Origin of the sequence: Rhodococcoides fascians NBRC 12155 = LMG 3623 (assembly GCF_001894785.1) — a bacterium.
Classification (GTDB): domain Bacteria; phylum Actinomycetota; class Actinomycetes; order Mycobacteriales; family Mycobacteriaceae; genus Rhodococcoides; species Rhodococcoides fascians.
Window position 1 is genome coordinate 161798 of the sequence record NZ_BCWW01000007.1, and the last position, 18043, is coordinate 179840.

Annotated in this window: 17 protein-coding genes; 9 read left to right on the plus strand and 8 right to left on the minus strand. The window is 64.9% G+C overall.

The genetic code is table 11. The features are described from left to right. The first annotated feature begins 23 nt into the window (after positions 1–23). Entirely contained in the window at positions 24–5882 is a 5859-nt protein-coding gene (locus RFA01S_RS15935) for a non-ribosomal peptide synthetase (RefSeq protein WP_081371347.1), read from the plus strand. 70 nt (positions 5883–5952) lie between these two features. On the opposite strand, the gene RFA01S_RS15940 is transcribed toward RFA01S_RS15935, so the two are convergent. The 8 genes from RFA01S_RS15940 to RFA01S_RS15975 all read right to left on the minus strand — a co-directional run bounded on the left by RFA01S_RS15940 (position 5953) and on the right by RFA01S_RS15975 (position 13193). Beyond that, on the minus strand, positions 5953–6888 hold the full coding sequence (locus RFA01S_RS15940) for an esterase/lipase family protein (RefSeq protein ID WP_032408161.1): 936 nt from the start codon (positions 6886–6888) through the stop codon (positions 5953–5955). 148 nt (positions 6889–7036) lie between these two features. After that, positions 7037–7891 (minus strand): glycosyltransferase family 2 protein, encoded by an 855-nt coding sequence (locus RFA01S_RS15945; protein ID WP_162182904.1) that lies wholly within the window; start codon positions 7889–7891, stop codon positions 7037–7039. Between the two features lie 81 nt (positions 7892–7972). Then, positions 7973–8827, minus strand: coding sequence for an ABC transporter permease (locus tag RFA01S_RS15950; RefSeq protein WP_032373896.1), 855 nt, complete (start codon positions 8825–8827; stop codon positions 7973–7975). 10 nt (positions 8828–8837) lie between these two features. After that, positions 8838–9695, minus strand: a complete 858-nt coding sequence (locus RFA01S_RS15955) for an ABC transporter permease (RefSeq protein ID WP_032365639.1) — start codon at positions 9693–9695, stop codon at positions 8838–8840. Next, positions 9692–10663 (minus strand): daunorubicin resistance protein DrrA family ABC transporter ATP-binding protein, encoded by a 972-nt coding sequence (locus tag RFA01S_RS15960; RefSeq protein ID WP_027496305.1) that lies wholly within the window; start codon positions 10661–10663, stop codon positions 9692–9694. The genes RFA01S_RS15955 and RFA01S_RS15960 overlap by 4 nt, the downstream gene beginning before the upstream one ends. Before the next feature lie 128 nt (positions 10664–10791). Further along, a complete protein-coding gene (locus RFA01S_RS15965) occupies positions 10792–11745 on the minus strand; it encodes an AurF N-oxygenase family protein (protein WP_032408160.1) in 954 nt (317 codons plus the stop codon). Between the two features lie 32 nt (positions 11746–11777). Next, the gene (locus RFA01S_RS15970; RefSeq protein ID WP_052060841.1) at positions 11778–12686 is read right to left on the minus strand and encodes a prephenate dehydrogenase dimerization domain-containing protein; all 909 of its coding nucleotides are present in this window, start codon (positions 12684–12686) and stop codon (positions 11778–11780) included. A gap of 12 nt (positions 12687–12698) precedes the next feature. Continuing rightward, entirely contained in the window at positions 12699–13193 is a 495-nt protein-coding gene (locus RFA01S_RS15975; RefSeq protein WP_032373895.1) for a hotdog fold domain-containing protein, read from the minus strand. Between the two features lie 488 nt (positions 13194–13681). Here RFA01S_RS15975 and rpsJ point away from each other — a divergent pair, with 488 nt between their 5' ends. The 8 genes from rpsJ to rpsC are packed head-to-tail and all read left to right on the plus strand — an operon-like array spanning position 13682 to position 18042. Continuing rightward, entirely contained in the window at positions 13682–13987 is a 306-nt protein-coding gene (rpsJ, locus tag RFA01S_RS15980; RefSeq protein WP_003938093.1) for a 30S ribosomal protein S10, read from the plus strand. A gap of 14 nt (positions 13988–14001) precedes the next feature. Continuing rightward, a complete protein-coding gene (rplC, locus tag RFA01S_RS15985) occupies positions 14002–14667 on the plus strand; it encodes a 50S ribosomal protein L3 (protein WP_027496309.1) in 666 nt (221 codons plus the stop codon). After that, positions 14664–15341, plus strand: a complete 678-nt coding sequence (gene rplD, locus RFA01S_RS15990; protein WP_008718317.1) for a 50S ribosomal protein L4 — start codon at positions 14664–14666, stop codon at positions 15339–15341. Before rplC ends, rplD begins: the two co-directional genes overlap by 4 nt. Further along, positions 15338–15643 (plus strand): 50S ribosomal protein L23, encoded by a 306-nt coding sequence (gene rplW, locus RFA01S_RS15995; protein ID WP_027496310.1) that lies wholly within the window; start codon positions 15338–15340, stop codon positions 15641–15643. The genes rplD and rplW overlap by 4 nt, the downstream gene beginning before the upstream one ends. A gap of 39 nt (positions 15644–15682) precedes the next feature. After that, a complete protein-coding gene (rplB, locus tag RFA01S_RS16000; RefSeq protein WP_008718311.1) occupies positions 15683–16519 on the plus strand; it encodes a 50S ribosomal protein L2 in 837 nt (278 codons plus the stop codon). Positions 16520–16532: 13 nt separating this feature from the next. After that, the gene (gene rpsS / locus RFA01S_RS16005) at positions 16533–16814 is read left to right on the plus strand and encodes a 30S ribosomal protein S19 (RefSeq protein WP_008718309.1); all 282 of its coding nucleotides are present in this window, start codon (positions 16533–16535) and stop codon (positions 16812–16814) included. Further along, complete coding sequence (gene rplV, locus RFA01S_RS16010; protein ID WP_027496311.1) at positions 16811–17233, plus strand: 50S ribosomal protein L22; 423 nt, start codon at positions 16811–16813, stop codon at positions 17231–17233. The genes rpsS and rplV overlap by 4 nt, the downstream gene beginning before the upstream one ends. Further along, positions 17233–18042 (plus strand): 30S ribosomal protein S3, encoded by an 810-nt coding sequence (rpsC, locus tag RFA01S_RS16015; RefSeq protein WP_027496312.1) that lies wholly within the window; start codon positions 17233–17235, stop codon positions 18040–18042. Before rplV ends, rpsC begins: the two co-directional genes overlap by 1 nt. The last annotated feature ends 1 nt before the right edge of the window (position 18043 follow it).

Sequence of the window (18043 nt, forward strand, 5' to 3'; positions counted from 1 at the left end):
ACTGGTGAGGAGTCATAGTTCAGATGAGTTCGGATGGATCGACCGGCACACCGTCCGAGTCGGGCGGCCGAGTGGGTGGACGGTCGAGCCGCCCCAGGCCTACCCGTGCACGACCCACCCGACAGCGACCGGCCCGTACGGTCGCGCTGCCGACTCTGCTCGCCGCGGCGGTGGAAAAGAACCCGGACGGTATAGCGGTGGAGTGCGGCACCCGGTCGCTCACCTATCGGGAGATCGACTCCCGGTCGTCCAGGCTGGCCCGGCTGCTCATCGAACGCGGGGTCGGCCCCGAGGATTTCGTGGCTCTGGCACTGACCCGTTCGATCGAATCTGTCACGGCCGTGTGGGCCGTGGCGAAGACCGGTGCTGCATTCGTGCCCATCGACCCCAACTACCCAGCCGCCCGCATCACGCACATGGTGAACGACTCCGGCGTGCGAATGGGTGTCACTGCAACACAATTCGAAGAATCGATGCCGACGTCGGTGTCGTGGATCAGCCTCGACTCGTCCGACATCGAAGGTGCACTCCAGGGGTTGTCCGACGATCCCGTCGTGGCGGACGACCGACGGGCACCGATTCGCCCGTCCACGCTCGCGTACGTCATCTACACCTCCGGCTCGACCGGTCTGCCGAAGGGCGTCGCCGTCTCCCACGCCGGGCTGGCACCGCTGACCTCCACTCAGGTCGAGATCTACGGGCTGGACTCCGATTCGCGCACACTGCATTTCGCGTCCCCCAGCTTCGATGCGTCCGTGCTGGAGCTACTGATGGCTGTGGGCGCAGGTTCGACGATGGTCATCGTCCCGCCCGGTGTCTACGGCGGTTCCGATCTGGGTGACATGCTCCGCCACCACCGCGTCAGCCATGCGTTCATCACCCCGGCGGCGCTGGCCTCACTCGATCCGGCAGAGGTGCCCGACATGCGAGTGCTCGCGATCGGCGGCGAGGCCTTCACCTCGGAACTGATGTCGAAGTGGGCACCGGGTAGACGTTTTCACAACGTCTACGGCCCCACCGAAGCGTCGATGGTGTGCAACATCTCGCCACCCTTGAACGCGGGCGAAGCCGTGCTGCTCGGGCCGTCCACCAAGGACATGGGCTACCACGTGCTCGACGACCGGTTGCGGCAGGTGCCCGCCGGGGTGCCGGGGGAGTTGTATCTGACCGGTGCCGGCCTTGCGCGGGGTTACCATCGACGCTTCGCGCTGACCGCTGCGCGTTTCGTCGCCAATCCTTATGCAGCCGAAGGAAACTCGGAACAGAGCCGACTGTACCGCACCGGTGACCTGGTGCGCTGGCGGGAAGTGGCGTCCGGACGGGCCATCGAATACCTGGGCCGCAACGACTTTCAGGTCCAGATCCGAGGCTTCAGAATCGAACTCGGTGAAATCGACGCCGTTCTCACAGCGCAGGACGGGGTCGATTTCGCTGTGACCCTCGGTCACCGCAGTCCCACCGGCGCAACCGTTCTCGCGGCGTACGTACTGCCGGTGGCAGGGACGGACGTCGACCTGGACCGGGTGCTGGACGAGGCCGGGCGGAGTCTGCCTGCGCACATGGTGCCCTCGGTGATCACACGGATCGATTCGATCCCGCTGACTCCCGCCGGCAAGCTGGACCGAGACGCACTGCCGGAACCGGTGTTCGAGGCCGCGAAGTTCCGGTCCCCGTCGACCACTACCGAACATGTGGTGGCCGATATCTTCGTCGAGCTGCTCGGGGTCGAACGGGTCGGCCTGGACGACGACTTCTTCGCACTCGGGGGCAACTCCCTGATCGCCACACAGCTTGCGGCTCGATTGGGTTCGGCTCTGGGCGTTCATGTTCCGGCGCGCTGGGTGTTCGAGTCCTCCACCGTCGAGGCCTTGGCGCAGGCCGCCGATTCGGCGGACGGTCCGGTTCGAGCTGCGCTCGACACGTCGAGGCAGCGGCCCGAGCGCATCCCGCTCTCGTCCGCACAGCAGCGAATGTGGTTTCTCAACCGCCTCGACACCGACTCCGCCCTCAACAACGTGCCGGTCGCTCTGTTGCTCCGCGGAGAACTCGATGTCGACGCGCTGCAGGCTGCCGTGGGGGACGTGGTCGGTCGACACGAATCGTTGCGCACCGTGTACCCGGAGATCGACGGTGTCGGGTATCAACAGGTGCGGGACGAGGCCGAGACGCACGTCGGGATGGACGTGGTCCGCATCGCTCGTGACGACGCGCTCGCTGCGGTCACACAGTTCTTCACCCGCGGATTCGACGTCACCGTCGAGATCCCGTTTCGTGTCCGGCTGTTCCACATCACGGACCCCGCCGGTGCAGCACCGGAGTACGTGCTGGCCTTCGTTGCCCACCACATCTCGGCGGACGGGCTCTCGATGGCCCCGCTGTCCCGCGACGTCATGACTGCGTACCTCGCGCGGCACGGCGGATCGGCACCGCAGTGGGCACCGCTGCCGGTCCAGTACGTCGACTACACACTCTGGCAACTCGACATGCTCGGCTCCGAATCGGACCCGAAGTCGTTGGCCCGCAAGCAGATCGACTATTGGCGTCGCACGCTCGACGGCCTCCCCGAGCAGTTGGATCTGCCCTCCGACCGGCCGCGCCCGCGGGTCGCATCGGGACAGGGGGCGGTGACGGCGTTCGAGATCGACGCTGCACTGCACGCCCGTGTACTCGAGTGTGCACGCGCGCACGACGCCACCGCGTTCATGGTGGTGCACGCAGCGTTGGCGGTGCTGCTGGCGACGTTGTCCGGGACGTCCGACATCGCCGTGGGAGCACCGGTGGGTGGTCGCGGCGACGCACGGTTGGACGACCTGGTGGGCATGTTCGTCAACACGGTGGTCCTGCGAACGCAGATCGCTCGAGACGCCTCGTTCGGTGCGGTACTCGATGCCGTACGTACGTCCGACCTGGAGGCATTCGACAATGTGGACGTACCCTTCGAGCGTCTCGTCGAGGTACTCGATCCGGTGCGTTCGCAAGGGCGGCACCCGCTGGTCCAGGTAGCGCTGTTCTTCCAGAACTTCTCCCAGGGATCGTTCGAGCTCCCCGATCTGGGCGTCGAGGCATTCGGGTCCGGGGCGGCGTCGGCAAAGTTCGATCTCCAGGTGACGCTCACCGAACTCGGAGACGGCGCAGGTCTGGCCGGCGAGCTGATGTACGCGACGGATCTGTTCGACGAGTCGACGGTGGCGTCGTTCGGGCGACGGTTGGTGGCTGTACTCGAGGCGGTGACCGCTCGTCCGGATGGCGTGGTCGGTGATATCGACGTTCTCGATTCGGCCGAGCGTGAACGAATCATGGTGCGCGGCAACGGCGACGAGGTGGCCGTCGAATCCGCCGAGGTGTTGTTGGACGGCTTCGATCGGGTGGTGGCCGACACGCCCGACGCGGTCGCGGTGGTGTTCGGCGAACGGTCGCTGACGTATCGGGAGTTCTCGGCTCGGGTGGACGCGACTGCGCAGCTGTTGCAGGAGCACGGTGCCGGGCAAGGTGTTCTGGTGGGGCTCGCGATGCGGCGGTCCGTCGAGTTGGTCGTCGGCATGTATGCGGTGCTGCGATCGGGCGCGGCGTACGTTCCGGTGGACCCGGATCAGCCGACCGAACGTAACGACTACATTCTCGACACGGCCGCCCCGGTGGTCGTGTTGTCCACGGCCAGAGATGGTTTCGTCACGGCGACCGCTGTTCCGGTCGTCGACATCACCGATCCACCGGAGCCGTCCGGGTCGGTGGTGTTTCCGCGCGCCGCCGGGGACGACCTGGCGTACGTGTTGTTCACGTCCGGGTCGACCGGTCGTCCGAAGGGCGTGGCGATCGAACACCGGGCCATCGTCAACCAGATGGCGTGGATGGCGCAGGAATACGGTCTCGATGCGTCGGATGTGTACCTGCAGAAGACGGCGACGACGTTCGATGTCTCGCTGTGGGGTTTCTTCCTGCCGCTGCGAACCGGCGGTCGGTTGATCGTGGCGGCCCCGGGCGCGCAGCGTGACGTCGAGGCGGTCGCCGCCGATATCGCGCGGCACGGGGTGACCGTGACGGACTTCGTGCCGTCGATGCTGACGGTGTTCGTCGAAGCGGTGTCGGCGCAGTCGATCTCGTCGCTGCGGCATGTTTTCGTCATCGGTGAGGCGCTGCCCGCGGGTACCGTCGATGCTTGGCGGGCAGTGTCGGATGCGCGGGTGCACAACCTGTACGGGCCTACCGAGGCGGCGGTCAGCGTCACTTATCGCGATGTCTCCGAGGACGGGGCGGGGTCCGGATCGGTGTCCATCGGTGTGCCCGAGTGGAACACCTCGGTGCACGTGCTGGATTCGCGTCTGCATCCGGTACCGGCGGGCGTTCCGGGGGAGTTGTACTTGGCGGGTGTGCAGTTGGCGCGGGGTTACGTTGCGCGGCCGGACCTGTCGGCGGAGCGGTTCGTGGCGAACCCGTTCGACGGCGTGGGGACGCGGATGTATCGGACCGGTGATCTGGTGCGGTGGTCGATGGATGCCGATCGGCTCGAGTACATCGGTCGCACCGATTTTCAGGTCAAGTTCCGTGGGCAGCGAATCGAGTTGGGAGAGATCGAGACTGCGCTGACGGCGCGGTCGTCGGTGAGTCAGGCTGTCGTCGTGGTGTCGCACTCGGCGGTCGGTGAATCGTTGGCGGCGTACCTGGTTCCTACACCCGGTACCGACCTCGATGTCGAGCTCGTTCGGGCGGAGGCAATTTCTGCGCTGCCGTCCTACATGGTTCCGTCAGCCTTCGTGGTGCTCGACGCTCTACCGCTCAACGCTGCGGGAAAGCTGGATCGTCGTGCGCTGCCGAGTCCGGAGTTCGAGACCCGCGAGTTCAGGGCCCCGCAGACACCGGTGGAGGAAGCTGTTGCAGGTGTGTTCGCGGACGTTCTGGGAGTCGAACGCGTGGGACTCGACGACGACTTCTTCTCGCTCGGCGGCAACTCGCTGCTGGCCGTCAAGTTGGTCTCCGCGCTGAAGGGGGCCCTCGGTGGTCGGCCTGTTCCTCTGAACTGGTTGTTCGTGGACGCGTCCGTTGCCTCGCTTGCGGCACGAATCACTGCTGCCACGGCATCGGGAGTCGACGGAGCGGAAGCAAGCGGGCTCGAGGTCCTGATACCTCTACGGGTAGGCGGTTCTTCGGCCCCGCTGTTCTGTATCCACCCCATCGTGGGTCTGTCCTGGGCCTTCGGTGCCCTGGCGTCACACATCGGCGACGACCGTCCGATCTACGGATTGCAGTCGCCCGCGCTGTCCGGTGCAGAACCTGTGCCGCAGTCGATAGAACAGTGGGCTGCGGTATTCGTGGACAAGATTCGCGCCGTGCAACCGTCGGGCCCGTATCACCTGCTGGGGTGGTCCATGGGCGGACTGATCGCGCATGCGATGGCCGTGCAACTGCAACGTGAGGGCCACGAGGTCTCGACGTTGGCCATGATGGACTCGTTCGTTGCGGGTGGGTCGGACCACCTCGTCGACAGGCCGGTATCGGCGGACGAGATTCTCGGCGGGCTGGGTGTCGGTGCGGACAACCACCTCGAGATCGGTGAACTCACGGTCGACTCCGTGGCCGAACTGTTGAAGTCGATGCCGGCACCTTTCGACTCGATTTCCCGCGAACGGGTCGCCGGGATACTCGACGGGATCGCACAATCGGCAGAGCTCATCGAAACCTATGTGCCACAGACCTTCACAGGACGGGCGCTGCTGTTCGCATCGGTCACCGACGATCCCACGGGCAACGTGGCGGCGGCGACATGGCGCGGTGCGCTGAGCGAGGGCATGACGGTCGTCCCGGTCCATTCGACGCACTGGCAGATGGCGTCGTCGCCGGCATCGACCGAGATCGGGCCCGTGCTGGACGCGGAATTGCACCGGTAGTCCGTTCGGCAACGACGAAGGCCTCACGACACCGTGTCGTGAGGCCTTCGTCGTTGCGTGTGGAGAATGTTCAGCAGGGTGCGGGCGTGGTGGTTGCGTAATCGGGATCGAGTGCGGTCTTCACCATGTACAGGGGAGCGGGATCGGCGACGAGACCGACGTGGGACGTCGTCGCCGTGGGGCACACGTCCTGAACCCAGACGTTGTGCACCATCGCAGGGTCGCCGGACTTGAGGAAGGTGTTCGCGGGCGGTGTCGAGACGGTGTCGTTGCGCGTGGCGATGACGGTGTACTCGACCCCTGGTTCGACGTCTCCGCCTTCGTTCAAGCTCGTCAGCGTCGTCGAACCGACGAGTTGCTGGGCACCCGCCATGTTGTATGTCAGGGGGGTGAGTGCGTCGCCGGGCAGGCCGAGAGAGGTGAGCAGTTCGGAGAGCTGCTGCAAACCACCGAAGGTCGTGCCGTGGTTGGTGGCGCCCAGTGTGACCAGTGTGTGCACCTTGTTGCGGGCGGGGTCCTGCACATCGGTGCCGCCATCGAACTTCATGTACTGCCGAGTGGCGGTGCCACCCTGCGAATGGCCGACCATGTCGACTTGCTCGGCACCGGTCGCCGCGAGCACTTCGTCGACGAAACGGCCGATCTGACGGCCCGACTCAGCGATGTCGCCGGAGCCCCAGATGGTCGTGCCCGGGTCGAGCAGCAGCGATACTCCGCCGTAGTTGGGTGCGAAGACGCAGTAGCCCTCGCTCTTCAGCTGCGGTGCCAGGATCTTCCATGTGGACGCATCCATCTTGGTTCCGTGGACGAGCACGACCGGACGGGGATGGGCCGCGCTGGGAACACAGCCGAAGTCGTTGGCACCCTCGAGGGTAGGCGTGGCAGAAACCGAGGTTCCGGTGGGCGAGGGCGCAGCGACCGCTGTGCCCGTCCCGGTGAAGGACAGGGCACCGGCCACCGCGACAGCAATCGCCGTGGGCAATACTCTCGTGAACTTCTTCGGCATGGCCTCTATCTCGTCCGGGGCGTGGGAATCCGCCGCTGTCACCTGCATCTGCGTCACCGACCGTAACAGCCGGACACACAGGCGTAACAGGCGTGCAGGTCAAGGGTGCCGGTCGGGCAGGCCGGTCGGCGAGCCCGTGTGGTGGACATCACCAACCGATGGCTCCGTATCTGATTCCTGCGCGAAGCTCGCCGACCCGGATGACGAACGCACGCAGCCAATGGCCGCGTGACATCCCGGTCAGCGACGTCGGCAGCAGGGGATTGCGCAGCAGCAGCGCCATCCACCAGGACGCGACTCGGCGCACTTTCAGTGCCGGGCACCCTTGGGGCCGGTAGATTCCGCGAAGCTTGGCGAAGCCGAACCCGAGGCGGAAAGACTGGCGCAGGAGAGGGCGTAGCTCGTCACGCAGTCGATACGCCACTTCTGCCTCGGTACTGAACCCCAAGGTGTAACCCGCCAGTTGCGCCCGCCAACTGAACTCGACATCCTGGCTTGCTCGGTAGCGGTTGTCCATGCCGCCGAGATCGCTGTAGACCGATGCCCAGCAGGCCATACTCGCGCCGATCGCGAACGGCAGGAAGTCGGTGCGGCCCTGGTTCTCCGGCGCTGTCGTGGGCGTCCACGACAGCGCCCGGACGCTGTTCAGCGTGTCGGTTTCGACCGCAGTACCGACAACATCGAACGACGACGCCTCCTGTACGAGCGTGGTGAGCCACGACGGGTGCACGACATCGTCCGAGTCGCAGAACGCCAACAGATCGCCGGACGCCTCTCGGGCACCGCAGTTGCGTGCGTAACCCGCTCCGGTCTCGCGGGAAGCATCGACCGACCTGAGCCGCAGCCGCTCTCGCAAAGGATGAGTGAGTACGTATTCGCCGAGGTCCCCGCCTCGCGTGTTGTCCGCAACGAGCACCTCGAACGGAAACCCGACATCCTGATCGGCCAGAGCCTGCAACTGTGCGTCCAAGTGCGGATCGAGGCCACCGACAGGAATGATCACCGATACCGACGGATGCTCAGGTCGTGCCCGGTCGACCACAACGAATCCCCCAACGTAGAAATGTCGGCCCGGGCGACGCGATCAGCCCGACGCAGATGCCTTCTTGTACCCCCGAATCGCAGGGTAGAGGAAGATCACGACCATTCCCAGAGACCACGCGAGAGTTTGGAGAATCGGAGTCATGACGGGCCCTCCGAGTGCCAGCGCGCGCATCGCGGAGACCGCAACCGACATCGGCTGCGCTGCAACCACCGGCTGCAGCCAGAGCGGATACGCGAGGACGGGGACGAACCCCGCATTGAAGAACATCAACAACGTGCAGAAGATCGACACCACTTCGACCAGTGGTGCGTCGCCGGCCACCGTGGCGAGGAACGTGACCATGACTGCGAACCCGATACCGAACACGACAGGAATCAGGAGCAACAAGATGCCGGCCTGAATTCCCTGGGTGAACCTGAACCCCAGCGCTACACCGGCACAGATTATGACCACGGTGGTCACGAGCACCCGAACTGCTTCGGCGATCATCCTGCCCAGGAGGCCGGCCGCACGGTGAGTGGGCGTTGTCCAGAACCGAGCCAACAGACCCGACTTTCGTTCGCCCTTGAGGCCGACAGCGCTGACTATGGACCCGAACATGGCTCCGACCAGAGCGATCATCGGCACCTGGCCGTAGATCGCCGGCGATCCGGTGGCCGCGGAAATCGAGTTTCCGAGCACGACACGGAACATGACCAGCATCAACGCGGGGTACAGCAACGCCTGAATCATCGTCGACGGATCGCGCATCCACCGCATCAGAAGTCGTTTGGCCTGGATCAGGCTGTGTGTCCCGAGCGCACGAACGGACCCTTCTCGCAGGGCCATGTTGGGTTCGGGAAAGGTCAGGTTGGATACGCGTGCAGCGTTCACCGACGCTTCTGTCATCGTCATCTCGGACTCGTCATTCTGGTCTCGAGCTCGCCCAGATGGCGAGCGGGACGAAGAACAGGAGCAGGCCGGCCACCCAGGCGAGGGATGGCCACAACACCTGGAAGCTGACTCCGCCCTCGGCCATGTCGCGCATAGCGAACGAGAACTGAGAAATCGGTTGATTGCGAACGAACGGTCGGATGAGTTCCGGGAAGCCGCTCTCGGGAACGAATCCGCACGAGGCCATGCCGAGGATGAGCTGGGGCAGGGTCAACACCTGGCTGGTCGCCTCGGGGCTCTTCGACAGCGTTCCGATTGCGTCGGCACCGATCGACAACGTGGTGCTGATCAGCATGGCGAGCGCGCAGAACAACAGGGCCTGACCGAATCCTGCGGAGAACCGAAAGCCGATGACGTAGCCGAAGCCGAGTGCGGATACGAGCGATACCAGTGAGCGGACGACACCGCTCGAGATTCGCGACACCAGCGGGACACCGCGTACGACGGGCATCGTCTTCAGGCGGGAGTTGAGTCCACTCATTGCCTCCGTCGATGCCCTCTGCGCGGCGGAGATGGCGGTGAACGCCATTGCCTGCAGCACGATGATCGGCATCAGAAACTGTGCGTAGTCGATGCCCTGCAGGCCCATCACGAACTTGAGCGGAAGGTAGAAGCCGATGGTGAAGATCAGCGGAGCGATGACCGCGATCAGCAGCTCACCCTGGGTGAGCATCGTCCACAGTGCACGCCCGGTCAGTGCCTGCCACTGCACGAAGCCGGATGGCCGCGTTCGTGACCGGCGTTTGGGCTGCTGCGTCGTCGACCCGGTGGTTGTCCGAGGAGCGGTGACCGCACGCGTATTCGAGACGCCTCGCGTCGTGGCCGTCACGGCGTGGGGCTCGCTTGCGAATGGCCGGTGAGGGTGAGGAAGACGTCGTCGAGCGAGGGGCGGCGCAACGCGATGTCGGCCAGCACGATGCCACGGGCGTCGATACGGCGGAGGATCTCGGACAAGGTTGCGGCACCGTCGGGGGCAGGCACGGACAGGCGGTCGGATGCGGCAGTGATCTCGGCGTGCACCGCCGGAGGCACCATCTCACCCAGCGCCTCGGCCGCTGCTCGTAGCTGACCCGGATCGAGAGGCACCACTTCGCAGTAGCTACCGCCGGTCATGGCCTTGAGCTGATCCGACGTACCTTCGGCGATAACTGTGCCCTTGTCGATGACGATGATGTTGTCGCTCAGTACGTCTGCCTCTTCGAGATATTGCGTCGTCAGCAACACGGTGATGCCCTGCGCCTTCAGTGCCTCGACCAACGACCACACACCCTGTCGGCTCCGAGGGTCGAGTCCGGTGGTCGGCTCGTCCAGGAACACGACTTCGGGACGCACGACCAGGCCACATGCGATGTCGATACGACGGCGCATGCCGCCGGAGTAGCCGCGGACCGGACGCTTGCCGGTATCGGACAGGTCGAATTCGTCGAGCAGGGCCTTGGCGCGAGCCTTGGCAGCCTTCTTGTCCAGACCCATGAGGCGGCCGAACAATTCGATGTTCTCGCGCCCCGAAAGAGTGTCGTCGAGGGCGGCGTACTGACCCGTCATCATGATCGATCGCCGCACCGCGGGAGCGTCGGCAGCAACATCGTGGCCGGCGACGAAGGCTCGGCCGCTGTCGGGCGCGATCAGCGTCGACAGCACTTTCACAGTCGTGGTCTTGCCCGCACCGTTGGGGCCGAGGATGCCGAGTACGGTTCCCCGCTCGGCCGAGAAGCTGATGCCGCGCAGCGCATGCACGTCGCCGAAGGACTTGTGTACGTCCTCCACGTGTACGGCTGCGTGCTGAGCTGACGACATCGGATCTCCGAGCTGTGGGGTGAATGGGGCCGGGGCAGTGCCGGGGCCCGTGGAGGGGAGGGCCACTACTTGATACGGGAACTGCCGGGAAATGTTACCTGTGGATTGCAGTCGCAGATGTTCTGCCGTCAGCCCCAATCGATATCGATACTGTCCTCGACGTCCAGCTTTCGGCACAGGGATCGCAGTCCGCTGTAGTCCTGAACCAGCGATCGACGGCTCTTGTCGGCCTCGACGTCGGCGATCATGGCCTCGGCTCCGCGGACACCTTCGAGTTCGAGAATGCGGGCCCACGTCGAGAAGTCGCTGCTCGAGAACGCATCCATGCCGTCGACGAGGCCGTCGAGAAACTTCTGTCGATCGTTGGATCCGAGCCTGTCGAAGACGATCGCCGCCATGTCGTCGGCAATCGATGCGTGGCAGTACTCGTCGCGATTGTGGAGTTTGACCGTCGCCCGATTGATCGGCTGAATGACGTCGTCGTCCTCGATCAGATCGAGGTAGGACGTGATGGAGATCTCTGCGACCGTCATGAAGGCGAGCGAGCTGATCGCCGCAGACCACGGGTCGTCGCTCTTCGCCTGAGCGGTCCGCTGGCGACGGACGGTGGAACTGAACGGCAGGGATCGTTCGGATAACGCCCAACCGCGACCGCGACGGGTCGCCGCACTGGCGTTGAGGTGCATCAGCGTGTGGTACTGCTCGTCCACCATGGCCTGAGTCACCGCGACCGCGAGGGTGTCGCCCATCCCGGTCTCGAACACATCCTGGGCGAGCAGCGAAAATCCCGGGTGAACGACGTGCTGCTCGACATCCATCACGTTCTTGTTGAAGGCGATCCAGCCCCAGGCCCGCAGCCGATCCTGCTGTTCCGGTTCGGCACCGAGGAACGTGTCGTGTTCTCCGAACGGGATCAAGGCGTCGGGGAAATCTCGCTTGGTCGTGTCGAACAAATCGTCCAACTGGGGTTCGGGCTTCTTGACGGTGGCACGCTGCGACCAGTTCTTCGCCAACCGCGCTACGACCGCGCTCTCGACGACATCGTGGGGGTCGTGCTCCGGCAAGGTCGGCTGTTCCAACATCGTGTGCCCCGCCTCCGCGTCCGGACCGGCGATCACGAATTGTCGCCGGAACCTCGAACGATACCGAACAACTCGGCACAGACGGATCGATAGCGATCGGCAGAGCTGCCGAGGGCGCTGCCTGCTCGGTTCATCAGTTCGGCGAACTCGGGCTCCGAGCCGGATTCGGCGGTCTCTCCGAGCAGTTGCGTCGCGCGGTGCAGCGCCGCCCGCGCGTCGGCGGCGTGTGGGTTACCCGCCTGAACGTCCCAGTACACCTCGGGCTCCCCACCGGTGATGCGTGCGAGGACGGCGAGCATCGTCGTGTGCGGGGGAGGAGCGACGGCGTCGATGTCGGCGAACGGCAGATCGAGCTCGGCCAGGGCGAGCCCGAACGCGAGAACACTGGCGTGGGTGAGCGCTTGGGTCGCCGCAGCGAGTCGGTCGTGACGCTCGGCGTCGAGGAGAACGGTCCGGCCACCCCAGTGCTGCAGTCTGTCGACGAACGCGTCGGCCGAGCTGCCGGGTCGGTGCACGACGACGGCAACGGGGCGTCCGTTCATGCCCAGGGACGGTGCGAACATCGGGTTGATGCCCAGCGTCGGGCCGAGGTGTCCGCCGCGGCCGGCGTACTGCGAGTAGCCGGACTTGACCGACAACGTCTCCACCAGCAGTGCGTCGGGGCGTACCGCGCTCAGATCGGCCGACAGTGCCACGGACTCGGGCACAGCGAGCACGATCGTCGACGCAGTCGACAATGCAGCTGTGACACGGTGGTCGGGTGCGGTGATGTCGCCGACGAGCGTCGCGGCGTCGACCGATGTCGAAGCGGCTCGAGCGTCGACGACGGTCACCTGCACGCCGTCGCCGCGCAGGAGATCGACCAGTAGCCGGCCGACGGCTCCGGAGCCCCCGACCACCACTACCGAGTTCTGCTGCTCCGACCGCGTCACCGTGTCCATCGGTCGAGTATGTCAACGAGAGGCTGCAGATACCCAGATCGTGATGTCGGCGTGCACCACCTCGACGCCCGCGGTGTCACGGATGACAACCGGCACGACGATCTCGCATCCGTCGGTGATGGTCGCGAAATCGGGAATGGTCTCCAGTTCTGCCACCGCGCGCAGTGACGTGGTCGCCTTCGTCAGGTACTGGACGGTCATCGACTTGGGGATCCAGCGGTGCGACGTCGGAACGGTGGCCTCGGCCAGCATCCCCATCGCAACCTCGGCGAGGTTGCACGCGGCGATCGCGTGGAACGTGCCGAGGTGGTTGCGGATCCCCAGCCATTTCGGGGCCGTGACCTCGCAGCGCCCCGGTTCCAGCGCAACCACCCGCGGCAGCACGGACGCGAAGTAGGGCACACGAAGACACATGCCGATGGAGAACACGGTGGATCCGATAGTGTTGTTCGGGAGCTTCGACCAGGCTCGATACGTGGCCCCGGTGGTGGTTGCGACTGTGTTCATGGGCTTACCTTACTGCTGAGTAAGGTCGTGCGGAGCGTATGGATCGACCCCGAGTTGATCTGTCGCGCACACTGCGGCATACTGGTCGGGTTGCCTGGACACGGGACGCGCTTGCGTGCGGCCTGAACCAGGTGAGTCGATCGAGAGATCGGCTGAGCAGAACATGAGACCAGCGCTCCACGTGAGCGCGTCCGGACCACCAGCTCGATCGGTGTGGGTTTCCTCCCTCGGATGGTTGAAGCGAAAGTTTCAGCGCAGAAGAATGAGCGGAATCGCGACACGCCCGACCGCGTGGACCGGAGAACCATGACAGATGAAGAGCGGCAACGGATACAGGTCACGCCTGGTCGTCAACGTTTTTCACTGTCGTGTGTGCACGAAGGCAGTTCGAGTCGGAGGGATTCCCCCGGCTCGGGGACTGTGCAGACGAGGTGGAGCAGGCCGAACGGCCCGTTCTACGACCAAGCGGCAAGAAAAGGACACTAAGCGTGGCGGGACAAAAGATCCGCATCAGGCTCAAGGCCTACGACCATGAGGCGATCGACGCGTCAGCGCGCAAGATCGTCGAAACGGTCACCCGTACGGGTGCCCGCGTCGTCGGACCGGTGCCGTTGCCGACAGAAAAGAACGTGTACTGCGTCATCCGTTCGCCGCACAAGTACAAGGACTCGCGCGAACACTTCGAGATGCGTACTCACAAGCGGCTCATTGACATCCTCGACCCGACACCGAAGACGGTGGACGCGCTCATGCGCATCGACCTCCCGGCCAGTGTCGACGTCAACATCCAGTGAGCGCGGAGACAACGATGACTGATAACAAGAACCGGCCTGCGACAGGAATTCTGGGCACCAAGCTCGGAATGACCCAGGTCTTCGACGAGAACAACCGCGTCGTTCCGGTGACCGTGATCAAGGCAGGCCCCAACGTGGTCACCCAGATCCGCACCCAGGAACGTGACGGCTACAGCGCCGTCCAGGTCGCATTCGGTGCGATCGACCCGCGCAAGGTGAACAAGCCCACCACCGGCCAGTTCGAGAAGGCAGGTGTCACGCCGCGTCGCCACATCGTGGAGATTCGCGTTGCCGACGCCTCGCAGTTCGAGGTCGGCCAGGAGCTCACGGCTGCAGTGTTCGAGGACGGCGCATACGTCGACGTCACCGGCACCAGCAAGGGCAAGGGCTTCGCCGGAACCATGAAGCGTCACGGCTTCAAGGGACAGGGCGCGAGCCACGGTGCACAGGCTGTGCACCGTCGTCCCGGATCCATCGGTGGCTGTGCAACGCCGGGTCGCGTGTTCAAGGGAATGCGCATGTCCGGACGTATGGGTGGCGACCGCGTCACGACGCAGAACCTCTCGGTCCACAAGGTGGACAGCGAGAACGGTCTGCTGCTGATCAAGGGAGCGATCCCGGGCCGTCGCGGCAACGTCGTGATCGTCAAGTCTGCATTGAAGGGTGGTGCACGGGCATGACCAGCCTCGAAAAGAACACCGAGACCAAGCTGACGCTCGATGTCAAGGAAGCCGGCGGCAAGACCAACGGCACCGTCGATCTCCCCGCGGAGATCTTCGACGCACCGGCGAACATCGCGCTGCTGCACCAGGTCGTCATCGCACAGCTGGCAGCTGCTCGTCAGGGAACTCACTCCACGAAGACTCGTGGCGAGGTTCGCGGCGGCGGCAAGAAGCCGTACCGGCAGAAGGGCACCGGCCGCGCCCGTCAGGGCTCGACCCGCGCTCCTCAGTTCGTCGGCGGTGGCACGGTCCACGGACCGCAGCCGCGCGACTACAGCCAGCGGACCCCCAAGAAGATGAAGGCCGCCGCACTGCGCGGAGCCCTCTCCGATCGGGCCCGCAGCGAGCGCCTGCACGTCATCACCGAATTGGTTGCCGGACAGGTTCCGTCCACCAAGGGTGCGAAGACGTTCCTCGCCGAGATCTCGGACCGCAAGAAGGTCCTGCTCGTCGTCGGCCGCGAGGACATCGCAGCCTGGAAGAGCGTTCAGAACCTGGACGGCGTGCACCCCATCGCACCCGACCAGCTCAACACGTACGACGTGCTCAACGCCGATGATGTCGTTTTCAGCGTGGAAGCGCTGAACACCTTCATCGCTGGGCCTGCAAAGAACGAGGAGGCAAGCAAGTGACCACGATCGCCGATCCCCGCGACATCTTGCTGGCACCGGTCATCTCCGAGAAGTCCTACGGACTGATCGAAGAAGGCACGTACACGTTCCTGGTGCACCCGGACTCGAACAAGACGCAGATCAAGATTGCCGTCGAGAAGATCTTCGACGTCACCGTGACCAGCGTTAACACGATGAACCGTCAGGGCAAGCGTAAGCGGACCCGGTTCGGTTACGGCAAGCGCAAGGACACCAAGCGCGCGCTCGTAACGCTCTCCGCCGACAGCAAGCCCATCGAGATCTTCGGAGGTCCGGTCGCGTAAGCGACTGGGACTCTTCGGATATAGAGGACGAGAAGACTCATGGCAATCCGTAAATACAAGCCGACAACCCCGGGCCGTCGTGGCTCCAGCGTGTCCGACTTCGCTGAGATCACGCGTTCGACCCCCGAGAAGTCGCTGATCCGCCCGCTGCACGGTCGCGGTGGACGTAACGCACACGGTCGTATCACCACCCGGCACAAGGGTGGCGGTCACAAGCGTGCGTACCGTCTCATCGATTTCCGTCGCAACGACAAGGACGGCGTGCCGGCCAAGGTCGCTCACATCGAGTACGACCCCAACCGCACCGCGAACATCGCACTGCTGCACTTCGCAGACGGCGAGAAGCGCTACATCGTCGCACCCAAGGGCATCGCCCAGGGCTCGCCGATCGAGCAGGGTGCCAATGCCGACATCAAGCCCGGCAACAACCTGCCCCTGCGCAACATCCCGACGGGTACGACCATTCACGCGGTCGAGCTCCGTCCGGGTGGTGGCGCGAAGATGGCCCGCTCCGCCGGAGCGAGCATCCAGCTCCTCGGTAAGGAAGGCCCCTACGCCACGCTGCGTATGCCGTCCGGTGAAATCCGTCGCGTCGACGTGCGCTGCCGCGCAACCGTCGGCGAGGTCGGCAACGCCGAGCAGTCGAACATCAACTGGGGTAAGGCCGGCCGCATGCGCTGGAAGGGCAAGCGCCCGACCGTTCGTGGTGTCGTGATGAACCCGGTCGACCACCCGCACGGTGGCGGCGAGGGCAAGACCTCCGGTGGACGCCACCCGGTCAGCCCCTGGGGACAGCCTGAAGGCCGTACCCGCAAGAACAAGGCGAGCGACAAGCTCATCGTCCGTCGTCGTCGTACCGGCAAGAACAAGCGCTAGGAGGGAGTTCAGAATGCCACGCAGCCTGAAGAAAGGCCCGTTCGTAGACGATCACCTCCTCGCGAAGGTTGACGTCCAGAACGACAAGGGAACCAAGCAGGTCATCAAGACCTGGTCCCGTCGATCGACAATCCTCCCCGACTTCATCGGTCACACTTTCGCCGTCCACGACGGTCGCAAGCACGTACCGGTGTTCGTGTCCGACTCGATGGTCGGCCACAAGCTCGGAGAGTTCGCACCGACCCGCACGTTCAAGGGTCACATCAAGGACGACCGGAAGGCGAAGAGGCGATGACCAACTTCACCCCCACCGCCAATCCGACTGCCAAGGCCGTAGCGAAGCACGTTCGCGTCACGCCGATGAAGGCACGTCGCGTCGTGGATCTGGTTCGTGGGCGCTCCGTCGAGGACGCGCTCAACATCCTCAAGTTCGCGCCGCAGGCAGCGAGCGAGCCGGTCGCCAAGGTGATCGCGTCCGCAGCCGCCAACGCAGAGAACAACCTGGATCTCGATCCCAGCACGCTGATCGTCGCCACTGCATTCGTCGACGAGGGCACCACCCTCAAGCGATTCCAGCCGCGTGCTCAGGGCCGGGCATTCCGGATCCGCAAGCGCACCAGCCACATCACGGTGATCGTCGAAAGCCTGCCCAAGACCGGCGGAACGTCTCGTAACCGTCGTAAGGGCCAGGCGTCCAAGGAAGGGGCTCAGTAGTGGGTCAGAAAATCAACCCGCACGGCTTCCGCTTGGGTATCACCACTGACTGGAAGTCGCGTTGGTACGCAGACAAGCAGTACTCGGAGTACGTCAAGGAAGACGTCGAGATCCGCAAGCTCCTCGCCACCGGCATGGAGCGCGCGGGTATCGCCAAGGTCGAGATCGAGCGCACTCGTGACCGTGTTCGCGTGGACATCCACACGGCACGTCCGGGCATCGTCATCGGTCGCCGTGGTGCCGAGGCCGACCGCATCCGCGGAGCTCTCGAGAAGCTGACCGGCAAGCAGGTTCAGCTCAACATCCTCGAGGTCAAGAACGCCGAGTCCGAGGCTCAGCTCGTGGCCCAGGGTGTTGCCGAGCAGCTCAGCAACCGCGTCGCATTCCGTCGCGCAATGCGTAAGGCCATCCAGTCGGCCATGCGTCAGCCGAACGTCAAGGGCATTCGTGTTCAGTGCTCCGGCCGTCTCGGTGGCGCTGAAATGTCTCGCTCGGAGTTCTACCGCGAGGGACGCGTTCCCCTGCACACGCTCCGCGCCGACATCGACTACGGGCTGTACGAGGCCAAGACCACCTTCGGCCGCATCGGCGTCAAGGTCTGGATCTACAAGGGCGACATCGTCGGCGGACGGCGTGAACTCGCTGCCGCTGCGGCTCCGGCCGCCGGTGCAGACCGTCCCCGTCGTGAGCGTCCCACTCGTCCGCGTCGCAGCGGTGCCTCGGGCACCACGGCGACCAGCACCGAGGCCGGCCGCGCGGCATCCGCAACCGAGGCTCCGGCCTCGACCGAGCCCACTCAGGAGGGCTGAC

Excerpts from the sequence above, each read along its gene's own strand:
- RFA01S_RS15935 (WP_081371347.1), top strand. The coding sequence starts at position 24 with ATGAGTTCGGATGGATCGACCGGCACACCGTCCGAGTCGGGCGGCCGA.
- RFA01S_RS15940 (WP_032408161.1), bottom strand. The coding sequence starts at position 6,888 with ATGCCGAAGAAGTTCACGAGAGTATTGCCCACGGCGATTGCTGTCGCG.
- RFA01S_RS15950 (WP_032373896.1), bottom strand. The coding sequence starts at position 8,827 with ATGACGATGACAGAAGCGTCGGTGAACGCTGCACGCGTATCCAACCTG.
- RFA01S_RS15960 (WP_027496305.1), bottom strand. The coding sequence starts at position 10,663 with ATGTCGTCAGCTCAGCACGCAGCCGTACACGTGGAGGACGTACACAAG.
- RFA01S_RS15965 (WP_032408160.1), bottom strand. The coding sequence starts at position 11,745 with ATGTTGGAACAGCCGACCTTGCCGGAGCACGACCCCCACGATGTCGTC.
- RFA01S_RS15970 (WP_052060841.1), bottom strand. The coding sequence starts at position 12,686 with ATGGACACGGTGACGCGGTCGGAGCAGCAGAACTCGGTAGTGGTGGTC.
- RFA01S_RS15975 (WP_032373895.1), bottom strand. The coding sequence starts at position 13,193 with ATGAACACAGTCGCAACCACCACCGGGGCCACGTATCGAGCCTGGTCG.
- rplC (WP_027496309.1), top strand. The coding sequence starts at position 14,002 with ATGACTGATAACAAGAACCGGCCTGCGACAGGAATTCTGGGCACCAAG.
- rplD (WP_008718317.1), top strand. The coding sequence starts at position 14,664 with ATGACCAGCCTCGAAAAGAACACCGAGACCAAGCTGACGCTCGATGTC.
- rplB (WP_008718311.1), top strand. The coding sequence starts at position 15,683 with ATGGCAATCCGTAAATACAAGCCGACAACCCCGGGCCGTCGTGGCTCC.
- rpsS (WP_008718309.1), top strand. The coding sequence starts at position 16,533 with ATGCCACGCAGCCTGAAGAAAGGCCCGTTCGTAGACGATCACCTCCTC.
- rplV (WP_027496311.1), top strand. The coding sequence starts at position 16,811 with ATGACCAACTTCACCCCCACCGCCAATCCGACTGCCAAGGCCGTAGCG.